The 16,756-nt window shown below is 70.5% G+C and carries 20 protein-coding genes; 9 read left to right on the forward strand and 11 right to left on the reverse strand.

Annotated features, from left to right (window positions below; genetic code table 11):
* Positions 1-5: 5 nt before the first annotated feature.
* Positions 6-1,067 carry a 4-hydroxy-2-oxovalerate aldolase gene (dmpG, locus tag QNA09_RS05830; RefSeq protein WP_048771791.1) on the reverse strand — a complete coding sequence of 354 codons (1,062 nt, stop codon included), beginning with the start codon at positions 1,065-1,067 and terminating at the stop codon, positions 6-8.
* Positions 1,064-1,942 carry an acetaldehyde dehydrogenase (acetylating) gene (locus QNA09_RS05835; RefSeq protein ID WP_010592504.1) on the reverse strand — a complete coding sequence of 293 codons (879 nt, stop codon included), beginning with the start codon at positions 1,940-1,942 and terminating at the stop codon, positions 1,064-1,066. Before QNA09_RS05835 ends, dmpG begins: the two co-directional genes overlap by 4 nt.
* 219 nt (positions 1,943-2,161) lie before the next feature.
* Here QNA09_RS05835 and QNA09_RS05840 point away from each other — a divergent pair, with 219 nt between their 5' ends.
* On the forward strand, positions 2,162-3,256 hold the full coding sequence (locus QNA09_RS05840; protein ID WP_010592503.1) for a VOC family protein: 1,095 nt from the start codon (positions 2,162-2,164) through the stop codon (positions 3,254-3,256).
* A 68-nt stretch (positions 3,257-3,324) separates the two neighbouring features.
* On the opposite strand, the gene QNA09_RS05845 is transcribed toward QNA09_RS05840, so the two are convergent.
* The gene (locus tag QNA09_RS05845) at positions 3,325-4,254 is read right to left on the reverse strand and encodes a sigma-70 family RNA polymerase sigma factor (protein ID WP_119699553.1); all 930 of its coding nucleotides are present in this window, start codon (positions 4,252-4,254) and stop codon (positions 3,325-3,327) included.
* Positions 4,255-4,329: 75 nt separating this feature from the next.
* On the opposite strand from QNA09_RS05845, the gene QNA09_RS05850 reads away from it, so the two are divergent.
* From QNA09_RS05850 to QNA09_RS05860, 3 genes are all read left to right on the forward strand, one after another.
* Positions 4,330-4,785: a carboxymuconolactone decarboxylase family protein gene (locus tag QNA09_RS05850; protein WP_026137632.1), complete on the forward strand. Its 456-nt coding sequence runs from the start codon at positions 4,330-4,332 to the stop codon at positions 4,783-4,785.
* Positions 4,786-4,881: 96 nt separating this feature from the next.
* Positions 4,882-5,271, forward strand: a complete 390-nt coding sequence (locus QNA09_RS05855) for a hypothetical protein (RefSeq protein ID WP_010592500.1) — start codon at positions 4,882-4,884, stop codon at positions 5,269-5,271.
* Positions 5,272-5,363: 92 nt separating this feature from the next.
* Entirely contained in the window at positions 5,364-5,783 is a 420-nt protein-coding gene (locus tag QNA09_RS05860) for a hypothetical protein (RefSeq protein ID WP_102030850.1), read from the forward strand.
* Between the two features lie 9 nt (positions 5,784-5,792).
* Here QNA09_RS05860 and QNA09_RS05865 read toward each other — a convergent pair whose 3' ends face one another.
* On the reverse strand, positions 5,793-6,245 hold the full coding sequence (locus QNA09_RS05865; protein WP_010592498.1) for a polynucleotide kinase: 453 nt from the start codon (positions 6,243-6,245) through the stop codon (positions 5,793-5,795).
* A gap of 101 nt (positions 6,246-6,346) precedes the next feature.
* The gene (locus QNA09_RS05870) at positions 6,347-8,044 is read right to left on the reverse strand and encodes a fumarate hydratase (protein WP_010592497.1); all 1,698 of its coding nucleotides are present in this window, start codon (positions 8,042-8,044) and stop codon (positions 6,347-6,349) included.
* A 267-nt stretch (positions 8,045-8,311) separates the two neighbouring features.
* Between QNA09_RS05870 and QNA09_RS05875 the strand changes: the two genes are divergently transcribed.
* Both QNA09_RS05875 and QNA09_RS05880 read left to right on the forward strand, forming a co-directional pair.
* On the forward strand, positions 8,312-9,067 hold the full coding sequence (locus tag QNA09_RS05875) for a CPBP family intramembrane glutamic endopeptidase (protein ID WP_010592496.1): 756 nt from the start codon (positions 8,312-8,314) through the stop codon (positions 9,065-9,067).
* A 49-nt stretch (positions 9,068-9,116) separates the two neighbouring features.
* The gene (locus tag QNA09_RS05880; RefSeq protein ID WP_010592495.1) at positions 9,117-9,641 is read left to right on the forward strand and encodes a 2'-5' RNA ligase family protein; all 525 of its coding nucleotides are present in this window, start codon (positions 9,117-9,119) and stop codon (positions 9,639-9,641) included.
* A 10-nt stretch (positions 9,642-9,651) separates the two neighbouring features.
* Here QNA09_RS05880 and QNA09_RS05885 read toward each other — a convergent pair whose 3' ends face one another.
* Together QNA09_RS05885 and QNA09_RS05890 are read right to left on the reverse strand one after the other, a co-directional pair.
* The gene (locus tag QNA09_RS05885) at positions 9,652-9,867 is read right to left on the reverse strand and encodes a hypothetical protein (RefSeq protein ID WP_010592494.1); all 216 of its coding nucleotides are present in this window, start codon (positions 9,865-9,867) and stop codon (positions 9,652-9,654) included.
* Between the two features lie 89 nt (positions 9,868-9,956).
* Positions 9,957-10,748, reverse strand: a complete 792-nt coding sequence (locus QNA09_RS05890) for a helix-turn-helix domain-containing protein (protein WP_010592493.1) — start codon at positions 10,746-10,748, stop codon at positions 9,957-9,959.
* 127 nt (positions 10,749-10,875) lie between these two features.
* Here QNA09_RS05890 and QNA09_RS05895 point away from each other — a divergent pair, with 127 nt between their 5' ends.
* On the forward strand, positions 10,876-11,211 hold the full coding sequence (locus QNA09_RS05895; RefSeq protein WP_119699557.1) for a DUF1330 domain-containing protein: 336 nt from the start codon (positions 10,876-10,878) through the stop codon (positions 11,209-11,211).
* Positions 11,212-11,230: 19 nt separating this feature from the next.
* Here QNA09_RS05895 and QNA09_RS05900 read toward each other — a convergent pair whose 3' ends face one another.
* Positions 11,231-11,797 (reverse strand): mismatch-specific DNA-glycosylase, encoded by a 567-nt coding sequence (locus tag QNA09_RS05900; protein ID WP_102030849.1) that lies wholly within the window; start codon positions 11,795-11,797, stop codon positions 11,231-11,233.
* 158 nt (positions 11,798-11,955) lie between these two features.
* On the opposite strand from QNA09_RS05900, the gene QNA09_RS05905 reads away from it, so the two are divergent.
* A complete protein-coding gene (locus tag QNA09_RS05905; RefSeq protein WP_010592490.1) occupies positions 11,956-12,900 on the forward strand; it encodes a winged helix-turn-helix domain-containing protein in 945 nt (314 codons plus the stop codon).
* A gap of 161 nt (positions 12,901-13,061) precedes the next feature.
* A complete protein-coding gene (locus tag QNA09_RS05910) occupies positions 13,062-13,784 on the forward strand; it encodes a DUF1906 domain-containing protein (protein WP_017680220.1) in 723 nt (240 codons plus the stop codon).
* Here the strand turns inward: QNA09_RS05910 and QNA09_RS05915 are convergent.
* From QNA09_RS05915 to QNA09_RS05925, 3 genes are all read right to left on the reverse strand, one after another.
* Positions 13,771-15,198 (reverse strand): MFS transporter, encoded by a 1,428-nt coding sequence (locus tag QNA09_RS05915; RefSeq protein ID WP_017680219.1) that lies wholly within the window; start codon positions 15,196-15,198, stop codon positions 13,771-13,773. The genes QNA09_RS05910 and QNA09_RS05915 overlap by 14 nt on opposite strands.
* A gap of 107 nt (positions 15,199-15,305) precedes the next feature.
* The gene (locus QNA09_RS05920; protein ID WP_010592485.1) at positions 15,306-15,653 is read right to left on the reverse strand and encodes a hypothetical protein; all 348 of its coding nucleotides are present in this window, start codon (positions 15,651-15,653) and stop codon (positions 15,306-15,308) included.
* A 113-nt stretch (positions 15,654-15,766) separates the two neighbouring features.
* Positions 15,767-16,594, reverse strand: a complete 828-nt coding sequence (locus QNA09_RS05925) for a hypothetical protein (protein ID WP_048771782.1) — start codon at positions 16,592-16,594, stop codon at positions 15,767-15,769.
* Between the last annotated feature and the right edge of the window lie 162 nt (positions 16,595-16,756).

The raw sequence follows: 16,756 nt of genomic DNA on the forward strand, positions 1-16,756 counted from the left end.
CTGTGTCAGACTCCGGCGCGGGCCGGGAGCTCGTAGGTGCGGCCGGCCAGTTCGGAGGCGACGTCGACGATCATGTCCTCCTGGCCGCCGATGACGCCGCGGCGCCCGAGTTCGAGCAGGATCTCGCGGGTGGAGATGCCGAACTTCTTCGCGGCCCGCTTGGTGGGGTGGAAGAAGGTCGAGTACACCCCGGCGTAGCCGAGGATCAGCGCGGTCTCGTCGATGATCTGCGGGTCGGTCATCAGCGGCGCGACGACGTGCTCGGCGGTGTCGATCAGCGGGAACAGGTCGACGGCGGTATCCCAGCCGGCCCGCTCGAACGCGGCGGCGAGCACCTCGGTCTGGGCGTTGCCGGCGCTGGCGCCGAGCCCGCGCAGAGACCCGTCGATGAACGTCGCGCCGTTCTCGGCGGCGGTGAGCGCGTTGGCGATGCCCACTCCGAGATTGTTGTGGGCGTGGAAACCGATGTCGGCGGAGATCGCCTGTCGCAGGGCCGCGACGCGCTCACCGGCGTGCCGGGGCACCATCGCGCCGGCGGAGTCGACCACGTAGACGACATCGGCGCCGTAGGAGTCGAGCTTGGCGGCCTGCTCGGCGAGCGGCTCCGGGTCGAGTTTGTGGCTCATCATCAGGAACGTCATCACGTTCAGGCCCTGCTCCTTGGCCCACTCGACGGGCTGCTGGGCGCAGTCGGCCTCGGTGCAGTGCACCGCGACGCGCACGGTCTTGATGCCGGCGTCGATCGCGGACTTCAGTTCGGCGAGGGTGGCGATGCCCGGGACGTACAGCACTGCGATGTCCGCATTGTCGACGGCATTGACGGCGGCGCGTACGTACTCGGGGTCGGTGGCGGCGGCGAAGCCGTACTGGATCGAGGAGGCGCCGAGGCCGATGCCGTGGGCCACCTCGATGGTGGGGATGCCGGCCCGGTCGAGGCCGCGGGCGATGTCGGCAACATTCTCGGGGGTGAATCGGTGCGAGACCGACGACATGCCGTCGCGCAGGGTGGTGTCGACGAGGGTGACCTTGCGGCGCCCGGTGTGGGGGGTGGTGTCGGTGGTGCTCACTGGGCTGCTCCCTGGACGAGGTTGCGCTGCGCCAGGACGTCGGCGACCTGTACGGCGGCGGCGGTGATGATGTCGAGGTTTCCGGCGTAGGTGGGCAGGAAGTCGCCGGCGCCGACGACCTCGAGCATGACGGTGACGAGGTCGCCGTCGACGTCGACGAGCCGCAGGGTGTAACCGGGGACGTACTGCTGCACCCTGGCGACCATGTCGATCACGGCGCGTTCGATCGCGTCCGGGTCGGGGTTGCGGACCTTGGCGTAGACGGTGTCGCGCATGTTCATCGGCGGTTCGGCCGGGTTGATCACCGAGATGGCCTTGGCGCGGTCCGCGCCGGCGACCTGCGCGAGTGCCCGGCCGGTCTTCTCGCTGAATTCGCTGAGGTTCTGACGGGTGCCGGGGCCCGCGCTCTTCGACGCGATGGCCGCCACGATCTCGCCGTACGAGGCGTCGGCGACCTCGTTGATCGCGTACAGGATCGGGATGGTGGCCTGCCCGGCGCAGCTGACCATGTTCACGTTCGGCGCGTCCAGGTGCTCGGTGAGGTTGACGGCCGGCACGACGTACGGGCCCACCGACGCGGGCGTCAGGTCGATCGCCTTGATTCCCGCCTCCGCGTAGCGGGGCGCCGTTGCGGCGTGCACCTTTGCCGAGGTGGCCTCGAACACGACGTCAGGGAGTTCGGGGCGGCTCAGCAGCCAGTCCACGCCCTCGGCGGACGCTTCCAGGCCCGCCTGCCGGGCCCGTTCGAGTCCCTCGCTGGACGGGTCGATGCCCACCATGTACACCGGCTCGACATGCTCGGACCGCAGCAGCTTGTACATCAGATCCGTGCCGATGTTCCCGGAACCGACGATCGCGGCTTTCAAACGACTCATCTGTGGGGCCTTCCCTCAACTCGGGGGTGATGCGGACCACGCTAGGGCGGAAGGTCCCCTTGTCGGCCCCTCGTCCGGAGGTCTCGAACGCGGGACCGATGCCCCGAGTGGCGATTCGGCTATTCCGAACGACGTGCACAGCGGACTCGAGGTGCGCGCACGCTCGTGACGAAGAGCACAGCCGGTATCCTCGCCGGCCAGCGCAGATCAGGAGAGATCATGACGGACACGACCGCCCGTTTCGACATCGCGCACCTCGCCCGCGCGGAGCTGTTCACCCCGAGGCCTCAGGAAACCCTCGACTTCTTCACGAAGTTCCTCGGCATGTACGTCACGCACCGGGAAGGACAGTCCGTCTACCTGCGCGGGTACGAGGATCCCTACCAGTGGAGCCTGAAGGTCACCGAGGCTCAGGAGCCCGGCATGGGCCATGCTGCGCTGCGCGCCAGCTCGTCGGAAGCTCTCGAACGCCGCGTCGCGTCCCTGAAGCAGGGCAACGTGGAGGGCAAATGGAGCGAGGATCAGTTCGGCTACGGAAAGACCTTCGAATTCCAGTCCCCGGACGGCCACAACCTGCAGTTGCTGTGGGAGGTCGAGAAGTACGTCGCCCCGCAGGAGCTGCAGAGCAAGATCCTGTCGCGTCCGTCGAAGAAGCCGCTCCAGGGTATTCCGGTCAAGCGGATCGATCACCTGAACCTCATGTCCTCCGACGTGACCGCGGTGAAGGACTCGTTCGAGCGGCACCTCGGATTCCGCACGACCGAACGCGTGGTGGACGGCGGCGTGGAGATCGGCGCCTGGATGAGTTCGAACCTGCTCGGTCACGAGGTCGCCTGCATGCGTGACATGACCGGCGGACACGGCAAGCTCCACCACCTCGCGTTCTACTACGGCACCGGCCAGCACCTCGCAGACGCGGTCGAGATGTTCCGGGACTACGACATTCAGATCGAGGCAGGTCCCGACAAGCACGGCATCACGCAGGGGCAGTTCCTCTACGTGTTCGAGCCCGGCGGCAACCGCGTCGAGCTGTTCGGCGAGGCCGGTTACCTGCATCTCGATCCGGACGCCGAGACGAAGACGTGGCAGATGGCCGACATCGACACCGGCCTCGCGGTCGGTGGGGCCAAGCTGCCGTGGGAAACCTACTTCACCTACGGCACCCCGAACCCGCTCGCACTCGATCAGCACATCGAGAAGTTCTCGCACTTCGGCCCGGGCGCTCCTGTCGAGGACCCCGAGGTGCTCGCCGCGGAGCAGACGATCCCGGACGACATCGATCACTCCCGCGCGGTGTCCGGCTCCCCGGTCTGAGTCCTGGCGGGTGCGCACCTCCTGCACCGTCTTCCGGCGTGCCACGACGAGAGGTGCGCACCCGCGTGTCAGCCGGCGTCCGGGAACGTCACCTCGAGCGCCGCGAGCTGCTCGGGATCCGACACCACCTCGATCTCGACGATCGCGTCGTCCTCGATCGTGAAGGCGAACACCGTGCGCGGACGGCCGCCCGGCGCCCATGCGGCGCCGGGCATTCCGTCGACGAGCACTGCCCGGGCGGCCTGGGCGCGGCCGTCGAAAACCTCTGCGACGCTGTGGGGGCCGTGAAGCTCGCGCGCGAGCGCCGGTGCGCCGTGAGCCGCGCCGGCACGGGCCGTCGCCACGGCGATGTCGTCCGCGCGGAGGATCACACCCGGATCGAGCAGGGCCAGCAGGTCGTCGAACCGCCCCTCCCGCGACGCGGCGAGGAACGCATCGACGAGGCGACGGCGGCGCATCAGGTCGGCCCGTGGAGCGGTCGCGCCCTGGATGCGCCGCCGCGCTCGGCTCGCGAGCTGGCGGGTGGCGGCGGGGGAGCGTTCCACGATCGGGGCGATCTCGTCGAAGGGGACGGCGAACAGGTCGTGCAGCACGAACGCAAGGCGTTCGGCCGGGGCGAGGGTGTCGAGCACGACGAGCAATGCCACCCCGACCGAATCGGCCAGCAGTGCAGCGCTTTCCGGAACGTCGCGCGGGTCCGTCGACCGAGGTCCGGGACGATCGGGCTGATCGAGGGGGATCTCCCGGCGCGAGCCCCGCGAGCGCAGCATGTCCAGGCACACCCGGCTCACCACCGTCGTCAGCCAGCCTCCCAGGTTGGCGACCTCGTCGGTGCCGGAGCGGTGCAGACGCAGCCAGGCCTCCTGCACGGCGTCGTCGGCCTCGCTCGCCGAGCCGAGCATGCGGAAGGCCACTGCCCGCAGACGGTCCCGATGTGCCTCGAACTGTTCGGCGGGGAAGGCGCCGCCGGGGTGGGCCGAGAAGTTTCCGTCGCTCATGTCGTCACATTCTGTCGTCGGGATCCGTCATGGCTGTGACGAACGCACGACCCCGGATGTGACAAGGAGACGATCATGAAGGCTCGAATGACGAATCCCGCGCTTGTTCTGCCCGACGCGGTGACGGCGTTGCAGGCACTGGGGAACGCCGCCGACGGTGGCGGACTGCCGGCGCGCACCACCCACCTCGTGCATCTGCGGGCAAGCCAGATCAACGGATGCAGCGTCTGTGTGGACATGCACCCGCGGCTGGCCAAGAAGGACGGGGAGACCGACAAACGGCTGTTCGCGGTGGCGGCGTGGCGCGAGGCGCCGTACTTCACCGATGGCGAGCGGGCGGCCCTGGCGCTGACGGAGGCGGTGACCCGGCTCGCGGACCGGCCCGACCCGGTGCCCGACGACGTCTGGGACGAGGCCGCCCGCCACTACGACGAGCCGCAACTGGCGGCGCTGATCCTGCAGATCTCGCTGATCAACGTGTGGAACCGGCTCGACGCGACGGTCGAGCAGGTGGCCGGCGCGCAGTGGTGACGACGGGCGTTGCCCTCCGGCAGATATTTTGGAATGATTCCAGATAACATCCCGGAGTGTCGTGCTGCGGCGCCCGGAACGAAAGGAAGTGCGCTCATGTATGCCGTCGATTCCCGTGCCGTCGCGCTGCCGTCGATGGTCCTCGGCGGGTTGCGGCCGCTGTACCGGCAGATGGCCCGCGCCAACGTGCGCGCCGTGGGCTTCGTGCACACCACGGGCGCGAACCGGTTCGAGGTCCGGCTGATCGCGTCCGTGGGTGGGCCGACGCTCGAAATCCGCTCGCAGGACCGGACAGTCGTGTTCACTGTCCCACTCACGGCCCAGTTCCGGGCGCAGCCCGAACTCGACACCGACAGCTACCGGCGGCTGTGCGCGATGCTGACCCCGGCCGCCGATCCCTCGCCCGACACCATCGTCCGGTTCCTGCAGGGTCTCGTCGCTCAGGCGCCCGCCGTCCTCTCGCGCACCGACGCCCGCGCTGCCTGAGGGCGCCCCTACGATGTTCGGCTGCCGGGTCGCGTCCCGGGGTGCATGATCGGTTCGGGACCGAACCGTAGTGATGGCGGAGAGGGGTAACGATGGCGGAGGACGGCGAGACGCGTCGATTCGGACTGCTCGGGTCCGCGATGGAGGAGTTGCTCGAGAGAACCCGCGCGGTGGCCGACGAGGTCGCGTCGATCGGGAGCGACGCCCTCGGGTCGATTCCCGACCCCCTGTCCAGGCCTGCCGACCGGATGCTCGCGTCGCTCCGGGAGGTGATGGAGCTGGCCCCGCCCGTCTTCACCGAGTTCGACGCCCTCGTCGAGCAGCTGCACGCGCAGCGGAAGTCGGTGCAGGCGCTGCAGGCGCAACTGTCGGCGTTCGACCGTCAGTTGGAGGTGGTCGAGAAGTCGCTGGCGCCCCTGCAGGGGCTGGCCCACCAGTGGGCACGGTTGCAGCAGACGCTGCTTCGGTATCCCCCCACCGACGAACCGGAAGCCGGCCCGCCGAAGTCCTGACGGACCGCGTCAGAAGTCGCCCTCGGCCACCTGGAAACACACCAGTCCCATCCGCCGCCACATCCGCACCACCTGGTCACGATCGTCGAGGACGGCGACGACCCGGTACCGGTGCCGGACGAACCGGTCGAACAGCTCGGCCTTGACGATGGAGTCCTTGCGACTGTCGCCGGGCGTGCGCATGTGCAGTTCGGTGTAGGGCACCCGATGCTCGGCCAGCCACTGCTCGGTCTCGGGCCGGCACACCCCGTCGCGCCCGGAGACGAGCACGATCGCCGGCTTCTCCGGCGAGGCGGCGAACGCCGTCACCGCGGCCATCACGGCGGGGGAGAGCGAGTCCTCGCCCACGCGGTGCCAGTGGTAGGGGCTGCGGTCGCTCATGTGGGCGAGCGTGCCGTCGATGTCGACGATCCACGCCGGGGGCAGCGTCGGATCCGGCACATACGGCGCCGGGTAGGGCACCGGCTCGGCCCCTGGTCGGTGCCGCCCCTGTCGCCGCGCCCCGGTGCGTCCTTTGGGCTGCTGGGACCGCCCAAAGGACGCACCGGCGGCGCAGCCGCCTGTCACAGCCCGGGGCGCTTGCCGATCGTCAGGGTGACCTCGCCGGTGCCGGCGAAGAAGTCGTTGCCCTTGTCGTCGACGACGATGAACGCCGGGAAGTCCTCGACCTCGATCTTCCACACTGCTTCCATACCCAGTTCCGGGTACTCGAGAACCTCGACCTTCTTGATGCAGTCCAGGGCGAGGCGCGCGGCGGGTCCCCCGATGGAGCCGAGATAGAAACCGCCGTGGTTCTTGCAGGCGTCGGTGACCTGCTGCGAGCGGTTGCCCTTGGCGAGCATGACCATCGAACCGCCCGCGGCCTGGAACTGCTCGACATAGGAGTCCATCCGGCCCGCGGTGGTGGGACCGAACGAACCGGAGGCCATGCCGTCCGGCGTCTTGGCCGGGCCGGCGTAGTACACGGGGTGGTCCTTCAGGTACTGCGGCATGCCCTCGCCCGCGTCCAGACGTTCCTTGATCTTCGCGTGCGCGATGTCGCGGGCGACGACGAGCGGGCCCGTGAGGGACAGCCGGGTCTTGACGGGATGCTTGGACAGTTCGGCGAGGATCTCCGGCATCGGCCGCGTCAGGTCGATCTTCACCGCGGCGCCCTTGCCGGTGCCCGACACGCCCTCGGTCTCGGCGTCGAGCTGCGCGTCGGTGATCTCGGGCAGGAAGCGGCCCGGATCGAACTCGAGCTGCTCGAGGAACACCCCCTCCGGGGTGATCTTGGCCTTCGCCTGCCGGTCGGCCGAGCAGGACACCGCCAGCGCCACCGGCAGCGACGCGCCGTGCCGCGGCAGCCGGATCACGCGCACGTCGTGGCAGAAGTACTTGCCGCCGAACTGCGCACCGATGCCGATCTTCTGCGTCAGCTCGAAGACCTTCTTCTCGAGTTCGAGGTCGCGGAAGCCGCGGCCGGTGATCGCACCCTCGGTGGGCAGCTCGTCGAGGTAGTGGGCCGAGGCGTACTTCGCGGTCTTGAGGGCGAACTCGGCGGAGGTCCCGCCCACCACGATGGCGAGGTGGTACGGGGGGCACGCGGCCGTGCCGAGCGAGCGGATCTTGGCCTCGAGGAACTGCATCATCGAGTCCGGGTTCAGGATCGCCTTCGTCTCCTGGTACAGGTACGACTTGTTGGCCGAACCACCACCCTTGGCCATGAACAGGAACTTGTAGGCGTTCTCGTGGCCGGCCGCGGTGTCGGCATAGAGCTCGATCTGCGCCGGCAGGTTCGAGCCGGTGTTCTTCTCCTCCCACATGGTGAGGGGAGCGTTCTGCGAGTACCGCAGGTTGAGCCGGGTGTAGGCGTCGTACACGCCGCGGGCGATCGCTTCCTCGTCGTCGCCGGGGGTGAGGACGTGCTGGCCGCGCTTGCCCATGACGATCGCGGTTCCGGTGTCCTGGCACATCGGCAGCACTCCGGCGGCGGCGATGTGGGCGTTCTTCAGGAGGTCCAGGGCGACGAACTTGTCGTTGTCCGACGCCTCCGGGTCGTCGAGGATGCTCGCGAGCTGCTTCAGGTGATCCGCCCGCAGATAGTGCTGGATGTCGTGCAGCGCGGTCTCGGTGAGCAGGCGCAGCGCCTCGGGCTCGACCTGCAGGAAGGTGCGGCCGCCCGGGCCTTCGACGGTCGACACCCCCTCGGTGGTCAGCAGCCGGTACTCGGTGGGGTCTTCCCCGATCGGCAGCAGGTCCTCGTAGAGGAAGTCGGCCATTTCTTCTCCTGAACTGTCCTGGACAGCGGGGCTGATGTTCGGGACAAGGTTAGTCCCGGCAACGGGACGCTCCGACGCCGGGGCGTGTGACGCAGACCGCCTCCGCACCCATCGTGACCTGCATCACTGCCAAAATCGGTCGCCGGTGTGCCGCCGGTCACGGTCGCTCCGGCACGGAATCCGTACACTGGTACGGATGGTTCGTACAGTGCAGGAACGGGTACTCGATCGGTTCCGACAGACCCGACAGCGGGGGTTCGAGAACACATGACTGCGGAGACCCTGCCGACGACGGCACCTGCCCACCGCGGATCGCTCCGCGGCTTCCATGCCTGGTTCGACGTCGCCGTCGTGGTGATCGTCCTCGTCGCCACCAACCTGATCGCGCACTTCACCACCGTGTGGGCCAGCATCGCGACGGTGCCCGCTGCGGCGCTGGTGCTCGTCGCGCTGATGCGCCGTCGTGGCATGCGCTGGTCCGAACTCGGGCTCTCGCCGCGCCACTGGCGCTCGGGTTCCCTCTACGCCCTGGCCGCCGTCGGGGTCGTGCTGGCCGTGATCGCCGTGGGGGTGGCGTTGCCGCTCACGCGGCAGTTCTTCCTGTCGGACCGCTACGCCACGATCTCCGGCGCGCTCCTCGCCTCGATGATCGTGATTCCACTGCAGACGGTCATCCCCGAGGAACTCGCGTTCCGCGGCGTGCTGCACGGCACGCTCGAACGCGTCTCCGGTGCGCGCGGAGTGTTCGCCGCCGGGTCGCTGCTGTTCGGCCTGTGGCACATCGCCTCGTCCCTCGGGCTCACGAACGGCAATCGCGGCCTGAGCGGCATCCTCGGCGGCGGCCTGTGGGGGCAGGTGCTGGGCATCGCCGGAGCGGTCCTGGCCACCGCCGCTGCCGGGTTCGTCTTCACCTGGCTGCGCCGCCGCAGCGGAAGCCTGATCGCCCCGATCGCCCTGCACTGGTCCCTCAACGGTGCCGGGGCGCTGGCCGCGGCGCTGGTCTGGCACGCCACCCTGAACTGACCGCCCGAACCGGCCGCCGGCCCGCCGGCGCCCGCGGTACCGTGCGCTGATGGCACTCGCGGTCTGCCTGGTCTTCGACGCCGCCGCCCGGCGCGCCCTGCAGCAACTGTGGGCCCGGCTCGAAGACCTCGGGGTGCCGACGCTGCTCACCCATACCCACGGCCGGCACGTGCCGCACCTGTCGTACGCGGTGTTGCGCAGCTACGACGTCGAGGACGTGACGGCCGCGCTCGCGACGCTCCCCGACGGTGGACCGCTGACCCTCTACTCCGACGCGCTGGGGGCCTTCCGGCGCGGACGGGTCTGGCTCTCGCCGGCACCCACCGCCGACCTCCTGCGCCGTCAGCAGCGCGTGGTGGACACCGTCACCGCCGTCGGCGCGGACCTGCACAAGCACTACCGGCCGGGCGTATGGACCCCGCATCTGACCCTCAGCCCCCGAGCCCGGCTGGAGGACCTGCCGCGGGTGGCCGCGGTCGTCTACGACGTGCTGCCCCTCGAGACGGTCGTGTCCGGCGCGGCGCTGATCGACACCACGACGGGGGAGCGGCGGCCGCTGCGCCGCGTCCCGTGACCGGCGGTGCTCACTCCTCGGGGTTCTCCACCCACTTGCCGTACGGCGGCGGGCCCTCGCCCATGATCTGCACCCCGAAGTGCGGGGCGTGCTTCCACACGTAGCCGTGCAGGGTGTGTTCCTCCGAGGTCTGCGTATTGACGAGGACGAGGTCTCCCGTCGCTCGCTCCTCGAGGGAGAACCCGCTGTCCGGGCCCTCGAGTACCCACCACTTCGTCCTGCTCATGATCGATGCCTCCGGTGTGGGACGGGACAGGTCTCGGGGCGGACGTTACTCCCGACAGTGCCCGTGCGGCACCGGTTCGCCGATCCGGATCATCGGCCTCCCAGCACCCGTCGGGTGGCCTCGTCGGCCGGGTAGAACGCCTCGATCGCCAGTTCCGCGACGGTGACATCCAACGGCGTGCCGAACAGCGTCGTCGTGCTCAGCAGGGACAGCTCGCCGTCGTCGGTGCGCAGCCGCAGCGGCACCACCAGGGCGTGGGCGCCGGTCGGATCGAGCTCGGCGTCGTGCCCGTCGTCGCAGGGGTAGTCGGCCAGTTCGGCGTGCAGCCGGCGCAGCACCGGGTCGCCCGTCGCGGCGAGCTGATGTCGCAGTCGGGTCAGCAGGTGCGCCCGCCACTGGCCGTGATTGACGATGCGCGGCGCCATCCCGTCCGGGTGCAGCGTCACCCGCAGCACGTTCACCGGGGGCTCGAGCAGCCGCGGGTCGCATCCGCCCAGCAAGCCCATGACGGCGTCGTTGGCGTCGACCATCGTCCAGTGCCGGTCCACCACCAGCGCGGGATACGGGCGGTGCGACCGCAGGATCCGCTCGATCGCATCGGCCACCGCGGCCATCGGCACGTCCCCGAGACGGTGCTCCGGGTACGCGGGCGCCAGACCCGCCGCGAGCAGCAGCGAGTTGCGCTCCCGAAGCGGGATGTCGAGCTGATCGGCCAGGCGCAGCAGCATGACGCGCGTCGGCCGGGACCGGCCCGTCTCGAGGAAACTCACGTGCCGCGCCGAGACCTGCGCCCGGTTGGCGAGGGCGAGCTGGCTCAGGCCGCGACGCTCACGCCAGTGCCGCAGCAGTGCTCCGACGGGTTCCTCGTGCACGGTGGTCATGGAAGTCACGGTAGGCGCGGAAGGGAACGACGGCCATTACCTGCCGGGTAATCGATTCGGGCACCGCGGCCCGGCACTCTCGTCGGTGTGCGGCACGCCGCCGCCACCGACCGACCCGGAGGACCCCATGACTGCCTACGCGATCGCCCATCTGCGCTCCGTCGACTTCGGCCCCGAGATCGTCCGCTACATCGAGGAGATCGACGACACCTTCACGCCGTACGGGGGCAGGTTCCTCGTCCACGGCGTCGAACCCGAGGTCCACGAGGGACCCTGGCCCGGCCACGTCGTGATCATCGAGTTCCCCGACATCGAGCAGGCCCGCGCCTGGTACCGGTCGCCGGCCTACCAGGAGATCCTGCCGCTGCGCACCGAGCACTCCGACAGTTCGGCCATCCTCGTCGAGGGTGTCCCGCCGGGCTACCGGGCGCGCGACTATCTCACCAAGGTGGGGCACCGCTGAGCGGCCCGGACCTACCGGCTCAGGGCAGGATCCCGGCCGCGCGGGCCGGCGCCGCATACGCCTCGGCGAGGGTGTCGACCGTCTCGTGGGCGTTGAGGCCACTCGGATTCGGCACCACCCATACCGGCACCCCGCCGATCGTCGCCTCCTGCAACCCCGCGGCCGCCTTGCGCTGCCCGAACGCCGACCGGTACGCCGTGATGCCGGCGACGGCCACCACCCGCGGCCGGTGCTGCGCCACCACCCCGGCCAGTCGCGCGGCCCCGGTCCGCAGCTCGTCTGCCGTGAGTTCGTCCGCGCGGGCGGTGGCGCGGGGGGCGAGATTGGTGATCCCGACGCCGCGCTCGAGCAGGTGTGCCTTGTCGTCCTCGCTCATACCGGAGGTGGGGTCGACGGGCCGGAGCAGGATGCCGGCCCGCAGCAGGGCCGGGTAGAAGCGGTTCCCGGGCCGGGCGAAGTGCGCACCCGTCGCGGCCGTCCACAGTCCCGGATTGATGCCCACGAACAGCAGCCGGCAGCCCGGCCCGATCAGGTCGGGCACCACCGCGTCACGGCAGCGTTCGAGTTCGGCGCGCGTGAATCCCATCCGTCCCACGGTAGCGAGCGGCGCCGTCCCGGTCCGGCCTCGCCCGGACACGAGGAGTGCGGCCGCCCTCGCTTCCGCGGTCATCGGCTAGGGTGAAATGCGCGTCGTGGCGGGACCGGACAGCCGCGGCGAGCAGGGCCGAAACGATAGGGGAAGGTGTGCAGCGCCGGAACGTGATCGGTAACCCCGTCGAAGACCCGTCCGGCCGCGAGGTGGCGCTACCGCCGTACACGGATCTGCTGTGGCCCACCCTGCAGGCGCTGATCGGGCTCGGCGGCTCGGCGTCGATCGAGGAACTCGAGAAGGCCGTCGTCGCGCGCGAGCGTCTGTCCGAGGCCGCGCGGTCCGTACCGCACGGTGACGGCCCGGTCACCGAGATCGAGTACCGGATCGGCTGGGCGCGTACCTATCTCAAGGGCATGGGTCTGCTGGCCAACACCCGGCGCGGGGTGTGGAGCGTCACGGACCGCGGTCGCGCGGTGCAGGAATCGGAGATCAAGCCGCTCCAGGTGGCCTACACCGCGGAGAAGCGACGCAAACGACTCGTGCGCAACGCGTCGTCGCGGGCGCAGGTGGTGCCTCTCACGGCGGCCCCCGAGGATCCCGAGCTGTGGCGCGAACCCGTGCTCGCCGCCGTCGCCGAGCTCCCCGACGAGGGGTTCGAGCGGCTCGCCGTCGCGGTGCTCCGCGCCGCCGGATTCACCACCGTCTCCGTCCCGCCGCACGGTGGCCATCTCGACACCGGCTCCGACAACGACGTCGACGTGGAGGGCACCGGCGTGCTGCGGGTGTCGCTGCTCGGCTTCTCGGTGTTCTTCCGGTTCCTGCGCGGCCCCGAGCGGGCGGGCGCGGACGTGGTGCGCGAGTTCCGCGCCGCGATGGCCGGTCGCGGTGAGAAGGGCCTGCTCGTCACCACCGGCACGTTCGGCGACGACGCCCGCTCCGAGGCGCACCGGCTCGGCGCGCCCCCCATCGAACTCGTCGACGGCGACGGGCTGTGCGATCTGCTCAAGGAGCACGGTCTCGGGGTCCACACCACGGTGCGCACCGTCGAGGACGTGGCTCTGGTTCCGGCCTTCTTCGCCGAGCTCGGCGGCCGGTAGCCCCGCCCGTCGTCGGGCCGAAGCCCTGGGCCCCGAATCCCTGGGCCCCGAATCTCGATGTGCCCCGAATCTCGATGTGCCCCCGCGGGACCCGGGAGTGTGATGCAATACCGGAGGCTCGACACCCTGTCCTCCGTGCACGCTCGTCCAAGCGAGGTTCGATGGCCGTTTCACGTCGGGAACTGTTGCGATATGCGGCCGTCGGCTCGTGCGCGGCCTGGATCTCGGCCGTCGCCGCCCCCGGGGTGGCGCACGGCCGGGAGGTGCTCGGCACGATCGTCGACTACTCGGCGGCCGTGCCGTCGCCGTCGTCGATCCGTGCCGCCGGGCACATCGGGGCCATCCGGTACGTCTCGGACCGGCGGCCGGGTGCCGAATGGATGCTGGCCAAGCCGCTGACCGAGTCGGAGGCCGCCGCGCTCGTCGCCGGCGATCTCGAGGTCGTCTCGTGCTACCAGTTCGGCAAGGCCGACACCGCGGACTGGCTCGGTGGATACGACGCCGGGGTCCGGCACGCGACGCGCGGCCTCGAGCTGCACCGGGCGGCCGGGGGCCCGGCGGACCGGCCGATCTACGCCTCGATCGACGACAACCCGTCCGAGCAGCAGTTCGCCGACCTCATCGCGCCGTACCTGCAGGGCTGGCACGACGTGCTCGGCGCCGGGAACACCGGCGTGTACGCCAACGCGCCGACCATCTCCTGGGCGCGCGACGCCGGGCTGGGATCGTTCTACTGGCAGCACGACTGGGGCACGGCCGAGGGCTACGTGCATCCCGCGGCCGACCTGCACCAGGTGGGCGGCGGCACGATCGACGGTATCGGCATCGACGTCAACAACGTGTTCAGCACCGACTACGGGCAGTGGTCCCTCACCGCCGGGTGAGGCCGCCGGGTCGTGACCGCGGCACGGCCACCGTCAGGGCCAGGCCCACGACGGCGGCCAGGGCCGCCACCAGGAACGTGGCGCGGAAGGCGTCCAGGGCGGGGACGGTGGCGGTGCCGACGTTCAGGGTGTCCGCTGCGAGCAGGACGCTCACGACCGCCGCGGACGAGGAGGTCCCCACCGAGCGCATGAGCGCGTTGAGACTGTTGGCGGCCGCGGTCTCCGACAGCGGCACCGCGGTCATGATCAGCGCCGGCATCGCGGCGTAGGCCAGGCCGATACCGGCACCGATGATCATGGCGGCGACCACGATGTGCCAGATCTCCGAGCAGGCGACGTAGGCCAGGAGGTAACCGAGGCAGACGACGACCGCGCCCGCGGCGAGGGTCGTCCGGGGTCCGTACCGCGTCGTGATCCGCGCCGACACCGGCGACAGCGCCATCATGACCAGACCGCTCGGCGCGAGCACCAGGCCCGTCGCGACCATGGACAACCCGAACCCGTAGCCCGTGACGACCGGTGCCATCAACAACTGCGGGAAGGCGAGGCTGTTGCTGTAGAGCGCGAAACCGACCGCGACCGACGCCAGATTGGTGAACAACACCGGACGTCGCCCCGACACGCGCAGATCGACCAGCGGTCGCGGCCGTCGGAGTTCGTACCGGCCCCAGGCGACGGCGGTGGCGGCGGCGCCGGCGAACATCGCGAGCGTCGCGGGCGCCGTCCAGCCCCAGGTGCTGCCCTTGGTCACGGGGAGGAGGAACAGCGTCAGTGCCACCGCGAGCCCGATCGCACCGAGCAGGTCGAAACGTCCGGGATCCGCCCGGGGGGATTCGGGAACCACCCACAGCACGAGGGCGGCGGCGAGCACTCCGACCAGTCCGCAGAACCAGAACAGGGTGTGCCAGTGGGCGATCTGCGCGACGGCCGCGGCGACGGGGAAGCCGACGGCTCCGCCGACTCCCATCGTCGCGCTGATGGTCGCCATCGCTCCCGGCAGTCTGCGCGGGCGCAGTTCGTCGCGCAGGATCGCGATGCCGAGCGGGATCGCTCCGCTCGCGGCGCCCTGCAGGGCGCGGCCGGTGATCATCGGCCACAGCGTGGTGGACAGCGCGCAGACCGCGGAGCCGACGACGAGCGTGCCGAGGCACACGAGCAGCATCCGGCGTTTGCCGAACATGTCGCCGAGCCGGCCGCTGACCGGGGTGATCACGGCGGAGGCGAGCAGGGTGGCGGTGACGGCCCACGAGGCGCTCTCCACCGAGGTTCCCAGCAGATGCGGCAGTTGGGGCAGCAGCGGGACGACGAGGGTGTGCATCAGGGCGACGACGATGCCGCAGAGGGAGAGCACAGCGACGAGGCCACGGGGTGCCGGACGTTCGCCGACCGACGGGATCCGGGTCTCGACCGCCATGCGCCTCCTCGAAGCCGGGCCGCGACGACGACCGGACGTACGACATCTACCAGGTGTGGCGGCGGCGCGGGAGAACGGGCCCGTTCAACGGGACAGCGCCTGCCCGGTCAACTCTGGCAGTGCGCGGCGGGGTCGGGTTCGGCGGCGGTGACGACGAGCGTGGGGTGCGGGTCCTCGGGGGCGTCGTGGACGCCGCGCCACGACAGCAGCGACCAGCGGGACAGTCCCGACAGCGCCGAGCCGAGGCTGGCGAACGACAGCGACGACAGGGCCGAACCGAACGACCCCACCGAACCGACCGACAGCACCGACCCGACGCTGCCGACGGACAGGATCGAGTACGCCGAGCCGATGGACAGGATCGAGCCCTCGGAACGGAGGGAGAGGATCGACCGGTGGGAGCGGCGGGAGCGCAGCGATCGGGAAACGGTGTGCCCGAGGGGTGTTTCGGCCATGTCCCGGTCTACCACGCAGCGGGCGGCGCGGGAAGCGTGCGGACGACGAGCGTGCGGACGACCGAGGCCGCCGGGACGATCCCGGCGGCCTCGGCCAAGGTGCGGACGATCGATCAGGCGACCGTGACGAGCCCGATCGTCGGCAGGAAGGTGCACGAGCGCGGGGCCGCGCCCTCGGCCTGCGTGGTGATGCCACCGGAGATCACCGCGGCCACGTTGCCGGAGCCGGTGTCCGCGATCGCGCTGAGCGTCGTCGGGCCGTCGGGGTTGATCCGGGCCTCGTCGGTGAGCGTCGCGGTGCCGCTGCGGCCGTTGGAGACGTTGATCCAGCTCACCGTCAGCGGCTGGGCCTGCTGCGCGGCGAACTTGGCGGTTCCCAGCGCGGTGAACACGAACCCGGCCTGGCCGGCCTTCGGGCCCGGCGGCGGGAGCGGTGCGGGACCGGCGACGGCGAGTGCGGTGCCGATGGAGTCGCCGCCGTCGCGGATGCAGTCCTTGCCGATGCTCGGGTACAGGAACTGCGAGATCGGCACGGCGTTCGGGTCGGGGAGGTCGGGACCGCCACCGCCGCTGCCGTCGAGGAAGGTGATCACGCGCTGGAGCAGGGCCTTGACGGAGTCGGGCAGCTGCGAGTTCGCGAGCAGCTCCTTCGCCTGGTCGAGCAGCTGGTTCCGGCCGTCGGCGACGTCCGTCGGCCCGGCTGCCGCGCCGACGATGGCGGGGGCGAGGGAAGCGAGGGCCTCGACCTCTTCGGGTGCGGCGGCCTGGGTGCTCAGCATCCCCATGAGGGACTCGATCGTCAGGTCCGCCGGCAGCGGGTAGCCCGCGAGCTCGACCGGCAGCTGAAGCGTGTCGGGGAGGCCCGGAACGACGGGTTGCGCGACCGCCTGCGAGGGCACGGTGAGCGCCGCGGCGGCGGCGAGAGCGCAGGCGGTGATCATCCTGCGCGTTGCTCGGGTTCGAAGCACTTTTCCCCATCCTTGTCGTTGAAGCGGCGCCGGAGCGAGGGGCTCCGATGCCGCTGACGGCTCGGGGAGACACTTTATGTAGGCCCCCCGATCAGTACAAGCCGTGGCCGGTCTCACAGCCGCCGCCTGTATTCG

Origin of the sequence: Rhodococcus sp. AH-ZY2, assembly GCF_030916465.1 — a bacterium.
Classification (GTDB): Bacteria; Actinomycetota; Actinomycetes; order Mycobacteriales; family Mycobacteriaceae; genus Rhodococcus; species Rhodococcus ruber.

Coding starts and splice junctions, on each gene's coding strand:
- QNA09_RS05835 (WP_010592504.1), bottom strand. CDS start 1,942: ATGAGTCGTTTGAAAGCCGCGATCGTCGGTTCCGGGAACATCGGCACG.
- QNA09_RS05840 (WP_010592503.1), top strand. CDS start 2,162: ATGACGGACACGACCGCCCGTTTCGACATCGCGCACCTCGCCCGCGCG.
- QNA09_RS05845 (WP_119699553.1), bottom strand. CDS start 4,254: ATGAGCGACGGAAACTTCTCGGCCCACCCCGGCGGCGCCTTCCCCGCC.
- QNA09_RS05850 (WP_026137632.1), top strand. CDS start 4,330: ATGAAGGCTCGAATGACGAATCCCGCGCTTGTTCTGCCCGACGCGGTG.
- QNA09_RS05855 (WP_010592500.1), top strand. CDS start 4,882: ATGTATGCCGTCGATTCCCGTGCCGTCGCGCTGCCGTCGATGGTCCTC.
- QNA09_RS05860 (WP_102030850.1), top strand. CDS start 5,364: ATGGCGGAGGACGGCGAGACGCGTCGATTCGGACTGCTCGGGTCCGCG.
- QNA09_RS05870 (WP_010592497.1), bottom strand. CDS start 8,044: ATGGCCGACTTCCTCTACGAGGACCTGCTGCCGATCGGGGAAGACCCC.
- QNA09_RS05875 (WP_010592496.1), top strand. CDS start 8,312: ATGACTGCGGAGACCCTGCCGACGACGGCACCTGCCCACCGCGGATCG.
- QNA09_RS05880 (WP_010592495.1), top strand. CDS start 9,117: ATGGCACTCGCGGTCTGCCTGGTCTTCGACGCCGCCGCCCGGCGCGCC.
- QNA09_RS05885 (WP_010592494.1), bottom strand. CDS start 9,867: ATGAGCAGGACGAAGTGGTGGGTACTCGAGGGCCCGGACAGCGGGTTC.
- QNA09_RS05890 (WP_010592493.1), bottom strand. CDS start 10,748: ATGACCACCGTGCACGAGGAACCCGTCGGAGCACTGCTGCGGCACTGG.
- QNA09_RS05895 (WP_119699557.1), top strand. CDS start 10,876: ATGACTGCCTACGCGATCGCCCATCTGCGCTCCGTCGACTTCGGCCCC.
- QNA09_RS05900 (WP_102030849.1), bottom strand. CDS start 11,797: ATGGGATTCACGCGCGCCGAACTCGAACGCTGCCGTGACGCGGTGGTG.
- QNA09_RS05910 (WP_017680220.1), top strand. CDS start 13,062: ATGGCCGTTTCACGTCGGGAACTGTTGCGATATGCGGCCGTCGGCTCG.
- QNA09_RS05915 (WP_017680219.1), bottom strand. CDS start 15,198: ATGGCGGTCGAGACCCGGATCCCGTCGGTCGGCGAACGTCCGGCACCC.
- QNA09_RS05920 (WP_010592485.1), bottom strand. CDS start 15,653: ATGGCCGAAACACCCCTCGGGCACACCGTTTCCCGATCGCTGCGCTCC.
- QNA09_RS05925 (WP_048771782.1), bottom strand. CDS start 16,594: ATGATCACCGCCTGCGCTCTCGCCGCCGCCGCGGCGCTCACCGTGCCC.